This is a genomic window from Mycoplasmoides fastidiosum, assembly GCF_024498275.1.
Classification (GTDB): Bacteria; Bacillota_I; Bacilli_A; order Mycoplasmatales; family Mycoplasmoidaceae; genus Mycoplasma_N; species Mycoplasma_N fastidiosum.
In genome coordinates, this window is sequence record NZ_CP101809.1 from 908,413 (window position 1) to 926,042 (window position 17,630).

Below are 17,630 nucleotides of genomic sequence, written 5' to 3' on the forward strand. Positions count from 1 at the left end.
TTTTAGAAATAAAATCAGCATGTTGTTAAACATACATAATTTTAAGTTTATTTTGATTATTTGTTAAATGTTTTTAATTCTTCCACATTAGTCTTTTAAGTAGAAATAAGAACTAAAAAACCATATTTTATATTTATAGTATAATATCGCAATTAAGGCATGATAAAAATGTTTATCAAAACTTAATAAATTAAATTAAGGATCTTATTGTTTAAATGATTAAAAAACTGAAATTTAAATCTAAATTTTTGTTTAGCATTTTTAGTATTAGCTCCATTTCAGCTTTTGTTTTATCTGCCTGTTCAGATATTTTGAGCATTCCGCCCCGAATCTCAAATAATCATTCTGAACAAGAACCATCCAACACAAATAGTGATACTAATGCATCACCCAGAATTTTTCCTAATATTGATGATAATCAATCTTCTGTAAATTCATCAAGAGTCATTCCTTCTTCTACGGGATCTGAAACTAGTAAACCCACTAACTCTGCTGAATCAAAATCTAAAGATTCTGTAGACGAAAACGATCAGCACCGGATTCGTTATGTTGCTTTAGGTGATTCAATTACGGCTGGTTATAATGGTGATTTAGCTGGAATTGATACCAGTGGTGATTTTGATACAACCGCAAGAAACATTACGGGTTGAAGCTATCCTTCTTATTTTGCCAGTTATATTGAACAAACTCAACCAGGTTTAATTGGTAGTTATCATAATTTAGGCTTAAGTGGCTCTACAATTGATGATTGATTGTATTTATTGGGTGATACTGTCAGTGGTTATCGTCCAGAAAACCGGTTTAATTTATTTAACTCTCTAAAAGAAGAAAATAAGAAATATGAAAATCCTTACCAAAATAGATTTGATACTTATTTTGGTCAAGGTGTAGATGCATTTAAACAAAAAGGTTTTACTGAATCTTTAAAGAAAATTAAAGCAGCAAACCTAATTACTATTGCGTTGTCAGCAAATGATTTTTTTAATAAATTTAATTTTGCTAATTTGTTTGGCAAAACTAATTTAACCCAATTGGGTCAACAAATCAATTTAGTTGTTGAAGAAATTGAAACTAATTACATTAAATTAGTCAATAAATTACAATCTCTCAACCCCCAAGCAACCATTGTTTTGGTTAATTATCCTCAGCCATTATTACGATTAACACATTTAATTAATCAAGAACTTGCTAAAACTTTTAAAAATCAAGGTTTGAAAACTAATAATTATTTAGAGTTTTTCTTTGACTCTATTAATCAAATTCCTCGTGGTGTTTATACCAAACTAACTAATAAGAATAAAGTAAACTTTGTAAGTGTTTTTAATCCAACTTTTTGAAAACAACACTCAAAAGAATTAACTCACAATTTATTTGATATTCACCCGACTAAATATGGTCAAAAACAAATTGGCTTAGAATTATTTTTAAAACTAAGTTTAGATCAGACCCAAATTAAATCACACGATGAAGAAAATCCGACTGGTGAACTAAAAAAATTAAATCCATTTTGAGCTATGGATGAGCAATATCTAATTCAGGATTTAGGTACTTTCCGCCAGTTCTTGAAATTTGATTCTGAAAAAAATTTTAGTAAATTAGTTAGTCAGTATGCGGGTACCTTATCAGACCCACTAACCTTAAAAGATAATTTACCTAACGACACTAATTTGGATTTAAGCAAAATTGGAAAAAAAGAAAATTGATCTTCCCCATTAAGATTTTTCTTAAATAATTTAGCAAATTCTAATGATAATGCTAATCTTTATAATGTTTTAAAATCTTTATTATTTCCGATAGCAACAAAAACTGATAAATTAGATCAATTTATGACAACAGTTTATGCTGGAAAATCTAATTTTGTCCACATGTTGAATTACTTATTAGAAGACGGATCATTTTTAAGTAACACTTTAAATGGTCTTGTTAAAAAATTAGATAGTTTAGAAAATCAAAATTTTGATAAAGCTGTTTTAGAACAGACTTTGCAAACCACTTTTAGTGCTATCAATCCGCTAAATTATTTGTCTATAATCACTAAATTATTAGACTTGTCAACTCAAGATTTTATAAAAAATCAATTGGAAAAAATTCAAGAATTAATAAAACCAAATGGAGACTTAAATACTATTGTTGTTAATTTAGCAAAACAATTTTTGCCAAAAATTGCAACTTTAAATTCTTTAGTTAAATCCTTATTAGGAATTGGAAATAAAAATCTTAATGGATTGGTTGAGAAATCTAATTTCGAAGCAACTACACAAAAATTTGCTCATGAATTACTGACAATATTTCTAGCAGGTTCTAGTAAATTATCTCAAATCACTGCAAAATTAGCTAGTTATATTGATGAATTAAATAGCCCTTCTAAATCTTCTCCTTCAAATTAATTAACAAAACATATAAACAATAAATAAAAAGCAACCTGTTATAAGGTTGCTTTTTATATATCTTTGATCAATGATTAAATTTTGAATCTTAAAATTTTTACACATTTTGGTTTAAAAAAAGAATCTTATTATTTTCAAAATCTAATAATTTACATTTCATTTTCAGATTATTCATTAAAAATTTTAATGATTGTTTATTAGTTGTTTAAGTTCAATCAAGAACTAAAAAAACTAGGTAATATTTTTATAGTATAATAACAAAATTAAGTTTTGATAGGACAAATGATCTTGTTAAGACCTAATAAATTGAACTAAGGACTTTATTGTGTAAATGATTAAAAAGCTGAAATTTAAATCTAAATTTTCATTTGGAATTTTCAGCATTAGCTCTATTTCTGCTCTTATCTTGTCAGCTTGTTCAAATGTGTTAACCTCTCAACCAGAGAATTCAAACAATCATTCTGAACAAGGATCATCCGGTGTAAATAGTGATGCTAATGCATCATCCAAAACTTTTCCCCAAATGGATGGTGGAAAACCATCTAATAAATCATCTAAGATTACCCCCCCCCGGCTGAATCTGGGACTACCAAACCTACTCAGCCAAAACCTGATTCTCAACATAAAAATGATGTTGAAAAAAATGATAATCATCACATCCGTTATGTTGCTTTAGGTGATTCAGTTACAGCTGGTTACAATGGTGACTTAGCTGGAATTGATACTAGTGGCCAATTTAATTCCGATACTAAGCAAATTACAGGTTGGAGCTATCCTTCTTATTTTGCTAATTACATTCAACAAACTCAACCAGACTTAATTGATAGTTATCATAATTTAGGACTGAGTGGTTCTACAATTGATGATTGACTATACTTATTAGGTGAAAATGATTCTAGTTATCATCCAGATAATCGGTTTAACTTATTTGATTCTTTAAAAAAAGATAATCAAAAAAATCAAAATCCTTATCTAAGCCGTTTTGACGAATATTTTGGTCAAGGTGCAGATGCTTTTAAACAAAGTGGTTTTACTAAATCATTAGAAAAAATTAAAGCCGCAAACCTAATTACTATTTCGTTATCAGCAAATGATTTTTTTAATAAATTTAATTTTGCGGAACTATTTACTAAAACTGATTACCAAACTTTAAGCCAGAAAATCAGATCAGTTGTTCAAACCATTACAGCTAGTTATGTCAAATTAATTAATAAATTAAAAACAATTAATTCTCAAGCAACCATTATTTTGGTTAACTATCCTCAACCATTATTACGTTTAACTAGTTTAATTAATGGAGAATTAACTAAATTATTGCAAACTAAAGATGTTGAAGTAACTGATCTTTTAGGATCCTTATTTGATATTGTGAATCGAATTCCGCATAATACTTATGAAAATTTAACTAATAAAGATAAAGTCAATTTTATAAGTGTTTTTAATTCAACTTTTTGAAATAAATATAAAAAAGAATTGGCTCATAATTTATTTGATATTCATCCAACTAAATACGGTCAAAAACAAATTGGGCTAGAATTATTTTTAAAATTAAGTTTAGATCAATCTAAAACTGAATCTAAAGATCCAGAAAATTCAACTAGTGAATTGCAAAAATTAAATCCTTTTTGGGCCATGAATGAACAATATCTGACTCAGGATTTAGGTACTTTCCGCCAATTTTTAAAATTTGGACCTGAAAATACTTTTACAAAATTAGTTGAAAAATATGTTGGAACTAACGATAAACCTTTAGTTTTAGAAGACAATTTACCCAACGATACAAATGCAAGTTTAGAAAAAATTGCCAAATTAGAAAGTTGATCTTATCCATTAAGATTTTTCTTAAATAACTTAGCTAGTTCCAATGGTAATGGCAATCTTTACAGTGTTTTAAGATCATTAGTATTCACAACTGTTGCTGCTACTCCTGAATTAGATAGATTCATGATCACAGCCTATGAAAACAAATCTAATTTTGTGCATTTACTAAATTATTTATTAGAAGATCGATCGTTTTTAAATACATTTCTCAATAACCTTGTGAAGAAATTAGACACTTTAACAAATCAAGATTTTACTCAAACAGTTTTAGAAACAACTTTACAAGCTGTATTTGCTGCTGTTAATCCTATAAGTTATTTAAGTATTCTTACTCAGTTGCTAAATTTAGCTAAACAAGATTTTATTAAAGATCAAGTTGAAATAATTAAACCACTGATTGAACCAAATGGTGATTTAAATATTATTGTTGTAAATTTAATCAAACAATTTTTACCTAAACTAGAAACCCTAGGTGATATTGTGAAGAGTTTATTACATATTGATCACAAAAATCTTGATGGATTGTTATCAAAATCCAATTTTGAAGTAGCTACCCAAAATTTTGCCAAAGAATTATTAACATTATTTTTAGTGACTTCAGGCAATGCCCTTGTTGATATTCCCAATAAATTATCCCATTACATCGATGAACTAAACAAACCTGCTCAAACAAGTACTAAATAATGTCATATTAGACATGTTAAATAAAGCAAAAAGCAACCTCAAAAGGTTGCTTTTTTTAACGAATTTCTTCCCATTAAAAATTTAATAAGTTTAAAATTAAAGCATAGAAATTATTATCTAAATAATAACTTAAATAAAGCAATTTTATTTTGGTTATTAATTGCAAAAATTAAGGATTATCTCTCATGAATAAACCTACTAAAAGCTATGACGTTGTAGTCATTGGCGCTGGACCTGGTGGTCATGTTGCGGGTCGTTTAAGCGGCTCATACGGCTATAAAACTTTGGTTTTAGATGCTCATAATTATGGTGGCACTTGTTTAGGACGGGGTTGTTCTCCTTCTAAAACTTTAATCGCTTCTGCTAAAGTTTATGAAGCTGCTAAACACGCTGAAAACCAAGCAATTGATGTTTGTTGTACTAGTTTTGACTGGGACAAAATTCAAGCCCGTCGTCAAGCTAAACGGGTTTTATTAGAGCCCCACGTTATTGATTTAATTAATCAAGGTAAAGCTGAAACCTACATTGGTTATGCAGAAGCAATTGATGAACACCATTTGAAAGTTAATGATGAAATTATTGAATTCAAACACTTAGTTCTATCCACTGGAGCCAAACCACGACAACTAAATTTACCTGGATTTGCTGAAGGTTATGCCCGGGGTAACATTATTTCTAGTGATGAAGTTTTAGAACTGAAAGAAGTACCAAAAACCATGGTCATTATTGGTGGGGGAATTGTCTCCATGGAAATGGCTTTTGTTTACGCTGCTTTTGGCACTGTCATTACTATTTTGGATGCTAGTCCCCGCATTTTACCCCAATACGATCCTGAAGTTTCTGACTACATGGTACGCTATTTAAGTATGAAAAACCAAATGATCATTAAAACTGGGGTCAAAATTATTGATGCTAGTGAATATGGTGTTCAATACGAAGACAGTGATGGTAACCGACATTTTGCGGGTGGTGAAAAAGTGTTAGTGGGAATTGGGCGGGAAGCTAATTTCTACGGTTTTGAAAAACTAAACCTAAAACGTCGCCCAAACGGACAATTAGAAATTAATGAACGTTACCAAACTTCATTGCCACACGTGTATGCTTCTGGTGATGTGGTTAATACCGTCCAAAATTCTTATGTGGCCTATGAAACTAGTCGGATCATTGTTGATAACATTCGCGGCGAACCAACCCAAACCCTAACCAATTTAATTCCCGTAGCTTGTTTTGGTAAGCCCGAAATTGCAGCAATTGGTTTAAACGAAGAGCAATTAAAACAACAAAACAAAAAATATGTAGCATTACGAGTGGATACTGATTTATTATTACGCACCATTACTGATGAACAATTACCAGGATTCATTAAAATGCAAGTTGATCCGGATACCAACCAAATTTTAGGAGTAACCATTGTTGCTGAAAACGCTAATGAATTAATTGCTTTAGCCACTTTAGCAATGCACACCAACCAAACCGTGTTTGCTCTAGCTGAAATTTTGTATGCCCACCCAACTACTTGTGAAGTTTATGGCACAGTTGCGAAAAAATTAATTGCTAAATACAACCTTCAAAAATAGAAGTAGATTTCATAAACATAAAAAACAACCATCAAACTTGATGGTTGTTTTTTGTTGTGGGGGAGTCAGCTAGTTCTAGCTTGCTAAAAAATCTTTTAGGGTTTGTAAATATAATTGATAATCATCAATTCACGGGGAATGGCCACAATTAGCTAATTCAATTGTGTGACAACTAGGATTGGTGGTTTGGTAATACTGGGCAATTTTGGGTGTATTAACCACCCGATCAAACTGACCATAAACCATTCAAAACGGGACTTCAACCGCTTTAATCCCTTCTTCAACCAGCGCTAAATTACTATCCAATAATAAACTTGGTCCTAAAGTCCGATAACCCAAACCATAAACCGTACAACTGTTAATTAGCTGAATTCATGATTGGGTGTTTTTCACAAAAATCCCGTCTTGTAAATAGTCGCCTAAACGATGAAAAAAGGGTTTAGCTTTTTTTAACCAGTCTTCAAAATTATCCGGGAAAAAGATCGGGTACAGTTCTGGAATGGTAGTTTGAATCGTTTTGTTCACTGGACCAATTAAAAACATTTTGACAAATAAATCAGGTCGTTTCCGATAAATCAAAGCCGCAATTGCCCCACCCATGGAATGTCCCACAAAAATTAAGTTGTGCAATTGCTTCATTTCAATGAATTTCAACACGATTTCCACATAAAAATGGATGTTAAAATCAGTTGATTTATGCGCAATTGTCCGACCATGTCCCGGATAAGAAACTGAATAATAATCATAATCAGTGATCGCTTGTTCTACTTTTTGGTGGGCTAAATAACTCGAAGAAAACCCAGGTAAATAAAAAATGGTTCCCTTCGGATTAGTCACTTTTTTTTCGAAGTATTCCACAACTAAGTGGTTGTATTCAAAAAAATTCATATTTCAATAACTTTCAGTGTAAATGCGTTTGTAAAAACTATTTTTAATTATAAACCTTTATCTTTTGAATTGGGGTTGACATCGGTTAGTCAGAATGTTGACAAGAAAAAAACTTGGGTAAGGACCCAAGTTTTTTTAGTTTTACAGCAGTTGCTTAATAATCAAATTTGCCCAATTCTTTGGCGCGTTTGATCACTTCTTGAGGCGTTTTTAACCCAGTTCCAGCGGGAATTAAATTCCCCATGATCACATTTTCTTTTAGCGAATGTAAGTAATCAATTTGCCCCTTAACTGCAGCATCGGTCAGAATTTTTTTGGTATCTTGGAATGATGCCGCTGATAAAAAGGAATTGGTATTGGCTGGGGCTTGTTCTAGGCCAAACACGATGTTAATCGCGGTTGGGGGATTTTTCCCATTTAAGAGTAAACGGGTACATTCTTCACGGAATAAGTTAACATCAACAATTTCATGAATGAATCATGAAGAATCATTTGGTGATTGAATTTGAACTTTAGAAGTTAACTGGCGGATAATCACTTCGACATATTTGTCAGCAATTTCAATCCCTTGCAACCGGTAAACTTTTTGTACTTCTTTAATCATGTAATTCCGCACCGCATCAATTCCCGCAATTTTCAGTAGTTCTTTTACATCGATTGAACCTTCAGTGATTTTGTCACCGACCTTAATTTCTTGGCCGACTTTTACCCGTAATGACGCGTTAATATTGACAATATACACCCGGTAATCAATTTTGTTACGGATTGTAATATAAACTTGTGAAATTTTTGAACCTTCTCAAGTTTTGTTTTCGATTGATTCAACTACCCCGTTTAATTGCGAAATTACTGCAGTTTCTCATTCTTTAGGCGCAATCATGTTAAACAATTGCTTCAAGCGTTCAAACCCCTGCACAATGTTAGCTTCGCCCGAAACCCCTCCAGAGTGGAAGGTCCGCATGGTTAGCTGGGTCCCTGGTTCACCAACTGATTGGGCCGCAATAACCCCGATGGCAGTGCCGATCGCAATTGGTTCACGCGTAGTTAAATCATTCCCAAAACACATTTGGCAAATTCCCTGTTTTAGCTGACACGCTAAAATGGAGCGAACTTCAACCGTATTATAACCGGCTTTAACAATTTTAGCGGCCACGGTTTCATCAATGATTTGGTTACGCGCTACAATTAATTCTTTAGTTTTCGGATCATAAACATCATTATTAGAAAAACGGTGTAACATTCGTTCTTCTAACATTTCAATTGGTGAAGCCAACCGGGTGTCAATGATGTCTTCTAGAATTAAACCCTTACGGGTTCCACAATCGTGTTCACGCACAATGACTTCTTGGGTAGCATCAACCAGTTTGCGAGTCATATACCCGGTTTCAGCGGTTTTCATCGCCACATCAGTCATCCCTTTTCGTGCCCCATAAGAGGAGTTGAAATATTCAAGCACGGTTAGTCCTTCAATGAAGGAGTGTTTAATCGGTACTTCAATAATATCGTGGGTAACTGCGGATTTGGTTTTTTGGTTATAGTTATAGGATTTGTTCATTAACCCCCGCATCCCGGATAACTGGGTAAAGTTGGATACGTTCCCCCGTGCTCCAGATTCGGCCATCACCATAATTGGGTTATCTTTTTGAGTTTGGGAATTCATCACCTGACGAATCCCTTTAGACACTTCATCTTTAACATCGTTCCAGATTTTAATGGTTGCTCGGTAGCGTTCGTCATTAGTTAATAACCCTTTGGAATAGTAGTATTTTTGTTTAGCTACTTCTTCATCCGCTTTTTCAAATAACGCGTATTTTTCTTGGTAATAAGGCACATCAAACGCGGAAACTGTGGTTGATGATTTGGTGGAATATTCAAACCCTAAGTTTTTAATGTGGTCTAAAACGACTGGAATTGTTTTAGATGGATACTGGTTGTAAATTGCAGAGATCAACCGGGATAACGCATTTTTGTTAAAAGCGGGTTGAATTTGTTTGGTTTGGATCGCTTTTTGAATATTCCCCCCCGTGGTGACAATGTCGGTTGAATCAATCGCGTTGGGTAGGGTTTGGTTTAAATAAACAAATCCATCAGGTAGCACCCGGTTTAAAATTAGTTTCCCAACCGTGGTAATTAAAATTCCCTGGTGGGGGAAGCTTTTATTAGGCATTTCTGCAGTCGGAATGGCAATGATGGCGTGTAAATGAATGCGGCGCATTTCGTATGCGGCTACAGCTTCATCAATCGTAGCAAAGAATGATCCTGTTCCTAAAGCTTCTTTGGATTCACCTGTTAAATAATAAATTCCTAAGATCATGTCCTGGGTTGGAGTGATCACGGGTTTACCATCTTTGGGCCCTAAAATGTGTCATGGTGCCAATAAAATACTGCGGGCTTCAGCAATCGCTTCTTCAGAGATTGGCATGTGCACCGCCATTTGGTCCCCGTCAAAGTCAGCATTAAACGCTGGGGTAACTAACGGGTGTAACTGAATCGCTTTTCCTTCAATTAACCGGGGTTCAAACGCCTGAATGCCTAACCGGTGTAAAGTTGGGGCGCGGTTTAATAAAACAGGACGTTCTTTAATTACCCGGTGAACAATTGGTCAAATTTCTTGGTCTTGACGCAAGATCATTTTCTCAGCAGCTCGAATGGAATTAACAATTGGTTTAATGTCGTTGCCGTTTTCATCAACATTACGAATTAGTTCGCGAATGATGAACGGTTTAAACAATTTTAAAACAATTAAAATTGGTAGACCCACTTCATACATTTTCAGTTCTGGTCCACCCACAATTACGCTTCGTGCGGAATAGTCAACCCGTTTTCCTAACAGGTTTTGACGGAATAACCCTTGTTTACCCTTTAGGTGTTCGGTTAAAGATTTTAACGGGTGTTTGTCTTTAGTTACTAATGGTTTTTTCCGCGCATTATTATCAATTAAGGAGTCAACTGCTTCTTGTAACATCCGTTTTTCATTGTTAATAATAACTGATGCCGCATTTAAAGCCAACACCCGTTTTAAACGCTGGTTACGAATGATAATTCGCCGGTAGAAGGTGTTAATATCACTTGTTGTGAACCGCCCTCCTTCTAGCTGGATGATCGGGCGTAAATCTGGGGGAATCACTGGAATAGCGCGTAGAACCATTCACTCGGGTTTATTACCTGAGTTAATTAACCAGCGGATCACTGATAACCGTCGTAATAAAGTTTTAGTTTTATTATCGGTGTAGTTAATGTAATCGTCTTTTAACAGTTGCTCTTCTAGTTCTTTTTCAACTTTGATTAAATTGATGTTGCGTAATAATTCTTCAATCGCTTCAGCCCCAATGCCCACACGTAAACCAGAATGTTTGTATAAAAACTTAAACATTTGTTCGACACTAAACGGCAGATTGGATTGTTGCAAGTTTTTGTAAAATAACATTCCTTGCATGTAATCACTATGATCTTCATTATTGTTATTGGCTGCTAAAATGTTGGTGCAAATTTGTTTAATTAACCGACGAATTTTCGCCCGAGTTGGCATGGATTGTTTGAAGTCGGCTAAGTTTAAAACTTCGTTTAAACTGAAATTATTTTTTTCGTTTTCAAAACTAATGTGACCCGGATCAAGCACAATGTGGTTTTGGAAGTAAACAACTTCTTCAATTTGCTTATAAGTCATCCCTAAGACTAATGAAATTTTAGATGGTAACGGTAATTCCTTAATCATCCAAGTGTGGGTAACTGGACAAGCTAAATTAATATGACCCATTCGTTCCCGCCGTACAATTGATTCAGTAATTTCAACCCCACAACGTTCACATTTTTTCCCGCGATAACGGACTTTTTTATATTTTCCACAAGCACATTCATAGTCTTTGGTGGGACCAAAAATCACTTCATCAAATAATCCGCCCCGTTCGGGTTTTAAGGATTTGTAGTTAATTGTTTCGGGTTTAGTAATTTCTCCCCGGGATCAAGACCGAATCATCTCTGCAGAAGCTAACCCAATTTGAATCGCGTGAATGCGAGAATCTTCCTGGTTTAAAGCTGCTTCTTCTTTTTGCAACTGGTCTAAACGGTTTTGCATTTCTTCTTTATTTAACATAAAACCTGCTTTATATCTTGCTTATTGGTCACAATTAATTTTCTTCTTCGACAGATTCGTCGATTAAATGGTTGTTGTTATCAGCGTCGTCGTCGTCTTCAGTTTCTGTATCAAACAATAATGCTTCATCATCTTCTAACTCATCTAATGGCACTTCTTCTAGTTCTAATTCCTCATGGCGATAGATTTCGTTTTCTGAGAAACTGTTTACTTCATCAATCCCATCAACAATTGCTTCGGTTTTGGTATTTTTATAGATTTGGTTTTCTTCGGTTTTGGCATCTAAAAATTCATAAGAATTCATTAGCTTGCTATTTTGACCATACTGGATGTTAATCCGGAAACATAAACCTTCTAATTTTTTCACTAGCAATTTAAAGGATTCTGGCAGTAATGGTTGGGGTAGTTTACGCCCCTTAATAATCGCAGAATAAACCGCATTGCGGGCTTGGACATCATCGGATTTCACGGTCAATAATTCACGTAAGTTATAAGCTGCTCCATAAGCTTCTAAAGCTCATACTTCCATTTCCCCAAACCGTTGGCCACCATTTTGGGATTTTCCCCCTAATGGTTGTTGGGTAATTTTGGAATATGGTCCCACTGAACGAGCGTGAATCTTATCATCAACCATGTGGTCTAGTTTTAACATGTAACTAATACCGACTGAAATTGGGCGTTCAAATTTCTCTCCGGTTCGGCCATCATACAAATCAAACTTCCCTTTGTTAATGGTTGGGTCTAAACCAGCTTCTTTCATAATTTCAATTAAATCAGTGTGGTTTACCCCTGAGAAAACCGGGGTAGAAATTTTGTAAATTAAATCTTCAGTTAACAAACCAGTCTGCTTCAGAATCATGGTTAGATTAACATCACTCAATTTTTCTAAAGCTTGTTTCTCTGTGTTAATGTTAATTTCATCAATGTGTTCTTTGAAGTTTTTTAACAAGTTGACAACATTAGTTTCGCGTAACCCGAACATTTGACCTATTTGGGTTGTTGGAGTGTTGTTAAAATAAGCTTTAATTAATTCGCGTAACACTAGTTTTCGACCGGCTAAGCCCAAGTGCATCTCTAAAACTTGGCCAATGTTCATCCGGCTTGGTACACCTAGTGGATTTAACAGAATATCAACTGGAGTGCCATCTTCTAAGTGGGGCATATCTTCCATAGGCACAATGCGGGAAACAATCCCTTTGTTACCATGTCGTCCAGCCATTTTGTCCCCCATTTGGATTTTACGTTTTTGGGCAACAAAGACTTTAATGATTTCAATCACATCGTCGTTCAGTTCATTCCCTGATTGCACAGAGAACCGTTTTACCGCAGCCACTACACCTTCACCACCATGGGGTACTTTTAAAGAAGAATCTTTCACTTGTTTAACTTTTTCAGAGAAGATTGCTTGTAATAATTTTTCTTCTGAACTTTGTTCAACTTGGGCTTTAGGTGAAGTTTTTCCAACTAAAATATCGCCTTCATAAACTTCAGCCCCAACAATAATTACCCCATCTTCATCCAAATAACGTTTTGCATCATCAGAAATATTAGGAATTTGGCGGGTAATTTCTTCATCCCCGTTTTTGGTTCGCAAACATTCAATGGTGTGTTCATCAATGTGAATCGAAGTGAATAAATCATCTTGAACTAACCGGGAAGAAAGCACGATCGCATCTTCATAGTTATAGCCACTTCAAGTGGTAAACGCCACTAACACGTTTTGTCCTAACGCTAATTCCCCGTTTTGCATCGCGGGACCATCGGCTAAAACTTGACCTTTTTGAATTGCTTCACCCGCTCGTACAATTGGGGTTTGGGTGTTAGAAGTATCTTGGTTAGAACGTTTGAATTTCACCAAATGGTGACAGCGGTTCACCCCTAAATTTTCATAACGCACTGACAGACTTTCCCCATCGGCTGCGACTACAATTCCATCTTCTTCAGCCACTAAAGCCATACCTGAATCCCGGGCAATTGGGTATTCTAACCCAGTCCCCACAATTGGTGCATAAGGACGCAGTAAAGGAGTTGCTTGACGTTGCATGTTCGCTCCCATCAGGGCCCGGTTCGCATCATCGTTTTCTAAGAAGGGAATGGATGCAGTGGAAATGGAAACTACTTGACAAGGGTTAACATCAATATAATCAACATCTTTAGCTTCAAAAGATTCAATAAACGAACGATAACGTGCGTTAACTGGAGATAATAATTTGTTCTTTTTATCCCGGGGGCTAATAGCTTCAGTAATCACATACTCATCTTCGCGTAAAGCAGTTAGTCAGTGAATTTCATCCGTAATCACCCCGTTACGTACTTTGTAATATGGTGAAGTAATAAACCCTAATTCATCAATTTGTGAATAAGTTGCCAGTGACATGATCAGCCCAATATTCATTCCCTCTGGGGTTTCAATTGGACAAATTCGGCCGTAGTTCGAATAGTGAACGTCCCGAATATCTAGGTTCGGGTCATCACGGTTAATTCCCCCTGGTCCCATTGCAGAAATTCGGCGTTTGTTAGTTAATTCAGATAACGGGTTTTGTTGGTCAATGAACTGGGTTAATTGGTGGGAATTAAAAAATTCTTTAATAATGATTTGGAACGGTTTAGTGTTAATTAAAGATTTAACACTAATTTGTTCGGTATTACCCTCGTTTTTCAACGAAATATTTTTCATCTTAACTTCAGATGCGGCCATTTTTTCCCGAATGAATTTTTCAATTCGTAATAAGGCAATTTGGATGCGGTTGCATAATAATTCAGAAATTAGACGCATCCGTTTATTACCTAAATGATCGATATCATCAAAACTACCAATCTCTTTATCAATGTGGGATAAATAAGAAAAAACGGATAATAAATCTGCAAATGAGATCGAATCACTAGAAGTATAATCAGGCACTCCGATTAAAGTTAAGATCGGACTGTTTTCTTCTTGATTTTCAAAAATGCGAATTTTTTCAAAACTAACTTCGCGGTATAAATCTCGGTTTTTGAATTTTTTAGGTAAGTGGTTTAGTTTGAAAGATTCAATGATGTCTAATTTGTGTTCATAAGACAGTTTTTTGAATTTTTGGATTTCATCTTTCAACATTAAAGTCCCTTTAGGAAAAACAATTTTACCATCAATGTCTTTAATGTCTTGGGCTAAAATTTGACGGTATAATCGTTCAGAAATTCGCAGTTTACGATTAAGTTTGTACCGACCAACTTTACCCATGTCATACATCCGTTTTTCAAAGAAGTAGTTTCACAACAATTCTTGGTAAGAAGTTGTTGCGGTTTTAGCAATTTTGTAGGAAATATTAATTTGGGTAATGATGTGTTTAGCAGCGCGTTCAATACAAATTAGTTCTAAAATGCTGTTAGCATTAGTGAAAAACCGGCGTAAATCACTTTGTAAAACTGAGTATTTACTGTCTTCAACTGAACGTTGTAACAACTGGTTGCGAATTTGGTTGTAAGTATCGCCAAAGCGATTGTGAAATTTTACTAACAATTCGTATAAGCGTAAATCTAAACGGTTTTCGTGTTCTTTTAATAACTCGTTTAAATCAGGAGTTTGAGAAATTTCAGCTAAGATTTCTTGGATGTCAGGGTCATTTAGGATTTCAGTTGCATTAAAAGATTCCCCACTCAAAGTTTCAGTGGCAAAATCATTATTTTCAAAAACGGCTAAAAATTGCTGTTCAGTTAAACCTAAACCTTTTAAAAGCGTGGAAGAAGAAAACTGGGCCGCACTTTCACCGCTATTACTTCGCGCTAACACCCGAATCTGACGGTGTCCTTCAGGAATATAAAATAAGATTAACGCTCCTTTTAAAGGCAGCAATTCACAAATTGTTCCTTCCTGAATTTTTTTGCGGGAGTTTGATAGTTTTAGTTGGGATTTAGTTAACATGTACGCCCCTGGAGCCCGCACAATTTGGGAGATCACAAATTTTTCAATCCCGTTAACAATGAAAGTTCCTTTTTCGGTCATTAACGGAATGTCCCCGAAGAAAATTAGGTTTTCACTGTTTTTATTCTTTTTGGAACCTAAAATTTTTACTTCACCGGTTTCTTTGTTTAACAAGCTTAGTTGCACATACAGCGAAGCCTGATATGTTTTAGATTGCTCTCACGCATCAAACTCAGTAATTTCGGGTTTGCGCAACACAATTTTGTTGAAGTGTAATTCTAGGTTTTCAGAATTAGAAACAATCGGAAAGTTGTTTTGAATTAAACGTTTTAGTTCAACATTAATGAAATCCCGGTAGGATTGGGATTGAATTCCGACTAAACTTGGGGGTTTTTGCGAGTGGGGAATTTTAGAGTAGTTACGACGACTAACTAAATTACTAATCTCGTCAATAAAAAAGGGTTTTTGGTTATTCATATTTACATTACTTTCTTCACAGTTATCCTGTTGCTAAAATTGTTAACAGTTTCACAAATCAGTTTTGTTACTTGAAAGCAAACCGCATAAAAATTTTGGGTTGCTAACTACTGCATCACAAAAAATTAATCAAATAAATTAGTCATAATTAACTAAGCTTTATTTGATTAATGTCAAAGTGGATAAAAACAGGAATTTAATTAGTGATCAACTACTTTAATTTTACTTCCACACCAGCAATTGGGGTGTGATTGTCAATTAATCCTAATTCAGAACCATAAACTACCAAGGTTTTACGGCTTAAAGAATGGTCACGACGGGTTTGAATTTGGTTGTCGTAATATGCTTTTAAATAATCAGCAGCATAAGTTTGTGCGTGGGTTACATCATCAACTAAAATTGGTAAAATTCCATAAAAAATACCTAAACCAGTATATACACGTGGGTTGTCAGTAAACACTAACACCCGAGTAGCTGGACGAGCTGCAGATAAGGCTGTAATAAATTCTTCAGTAGGACCAAAAACTGCAATAGCTTGAAAACTAAAACCACTGTTCATAATTTCGCGTTCAGGCATCACTATTTCAGCGATTTTACGAGCAAATTGGTACATTGGTGTGTGGAATTTGGGTGATTTAGAAAAATAAGTACGCAAGCTGCGGTCATAGTCATAAAAAATTTCGGATTGTCGATCAATTTTAGACATGACATTAATCGCATTAATTGGAAATAACCCTTGAGCTGATTCTCCAGATAACATGGTAGCATCAACCCCTAATTCAACAGCTCAGAAAACATCAGAAGATTCTGCTCGGGTAGGAATAATGTTTTTTTCCAAACTATCTAACATTTGGGTTGCCATGATTACTGGAACATTGGCATAACGACATTTTTTAATGATGTATTTGCCCCAGTAAGGTACCTCATAATATGGCACTTCTAAACCTAAATCACCCCGAGCAACCATTACCCCATCAGCAACAGTTAAAATTTCATCTAACCGATCAATACCCTGCCGGGTTTCGATTTTAGCAATTAGTTTAATGTGACTGCCCCCGTTTTCGTTCAGAATTTTTTTAATGTCTAACAAGTTTTCCTTGGAATTCACAAAACTAGCTGCAATGTAATCATAGTTGTGTTCGATCGCAAATAAAATATCGCCCCGGTCTTTTTCACTTAAGAATGGAATGGTGTAATCTGCACCTGGTAAATTAATCCGTTTGTTGGTTTTTAATACGTGATCATTAATCACATAAACTTCAATTAAACCTTGAGCAACATCTACTGATGCCACTTCTAAACTTAATTTACCATCATCAACTAAAATGGTGTTATTAACCGCCACATCTTTGGCCATGTTATAGGTTTCAGTTGAATCAACAACTGAAAAACCAGATTCATCTCCAACTACTTTTTGAGTGGTATAAATGGTAATTTTGCTACCCGCACGGTATAAAATTCCGTCTTCATTACCAATCTTTCATACCCGAATTTCTGGGCCTTTAGTATCTAACATCAATGAAATAGGACGGTTTAGTTTAGCAGAAACTTCGCGGATAATTTTGGCTCGCACTAATTGTTCTTCATGAGTGCCGTGGGAGAAATTAAATCGGGCCACATTCACTCCAGCTAGTAAACAAGATTCAGTCGTTGCATAAGCTTTTTTCACCATTTCTGCGTTGGCTGGGTCTTCTAAGCTGGCAAATGTTCACAATTTTTGGGTAATTGCTGGTCCAAAAGTAGCAATAATTTTGGTTCTTCGTAAATGACTAATCATAAGGAATTATTCTTTCATTTTCTTT

At 34.7% G+C, this 17,630-nt stretch carries 7 protein-coding genes and 1 pseudogene; 4 read left to right on the forward strand and 4 right to left on the reverse strand.

Translation table 4 applies throughout. The features are described from left to right. Positions 1-215 precede the first annotated feature (215 nt). The 4 genes from NPA10_RS03210 (at position 216) to NPA10_RS03225 (ending at position 6,469) form a co-directional block, all read left to right on the forward strand. Positions 216-2,387, forward strand: coding sequence for an SGNH/GDSL hydrolase family protein (locus NPA10_RS03210; RefSeq protein WP_256547270.1), 2,172 nt, complete (start codon positions 216-218; stop codon positions 2,385-2,387). Positions 2,388-2,718: 331 nt separating this feature from the next. Next, a complete protein-coding gene (locus tag NPA10_RS03215) occupies positions 2,719-3,063 on the forward strand; it encodes a hypothetical protein (RefSeq protein ID WP_256547271.1) in 345 nt (114 codons plus the stop codon). 41 nt (positions 3,064-3,104) lie between these two features. Next, positions 3,105-4,892 carry an SGNH/GDSL hydrolase family protein gene (locus NPA10_RS03220; protein WP_256547873.1) on the forward strand — a complete coding sequence of 596 codons (1,788 nt, stop codon included), beginning with the start codon at positions 3,105-3,107 and terminating at the stop codon, positions 4,890-4,892. Positions 4,893-5,077: 185 nt separating this feature from the next. Continuing rightward, positions 5,078-6,469: a dihydrolipoyl dehydrogenase family protein gene (locus NPA10_RS03225; protein ID WP_256547272.1), complete on the forward strand. Its 1,392-nt coding sequence runs from the start codon at positions 5,078-5,080 to the stop codon at positions 6,467-6,469. A 75-nt stretch (positions 6,470-6,544) separates the two neighbouring features. Here the strand turns inward: NPA10_RS03225 and NPA10_RS03230 are convergent, their stop codons facing one another. The 4 genes and pseudogenes from NPA10_RS03230 to pyk all read right to left on the reverse strand — a co-directional run bounded on the left by NPA10_RS03230 (position 6,545) and on the right by pyk (position 17,605). Further along, positions 6,545-7,357 (reverse strand): alpha/beta fold hydrolase, encoded by an 813-nt coding sequence (locus NPA10_RS03230; RefSeq protein WP_256547273.1) that lies wholly within the window; start codon positions 7,355-7,357, stop codon positions 6,545-6,547. A 154-nt stretch (positions 7,358-7,511) separates the two neighbouring features. Beyond that, the gene (gene rpoC / locus NPA10_RS03235) at positions 7,512-11,432 is read right to left on the reverse strand and encodes a DNA-directed RNA polymerase subunit beta' (protein WP_256547874.1); all 3,921 of its coding nucleotides are present in this window, start codon (positions 11,430-11,432) and stop codon (positions 7,512-7,514) included. A gap of 265 nt (positions 11,433-11,697) precedes the next feature. Beyond that, a pseudogene (gene rpoB / locus NPA10_RS03240) lies at positions 11,698-15,828 on the reverse strand (DNA-directed RNA polymerase subunit beta); the annotation flags it as partial. Between the two features lie 211 nt (positions 15,829-16,039). Beyond that, complete coding sequence (pyk, locus tag NPA10_RS03245; RefSeq protein ID WP_256547275.1) at positions 16,040-17,605, reverse strand: pyruvate kinase; 1,566 nt, start codon at positions 17,603-17,605, stop codon at positions 16,040-16,042. Between the last annotated feature and the right edge of the window lie 25 nt (positions 17,606-17,630).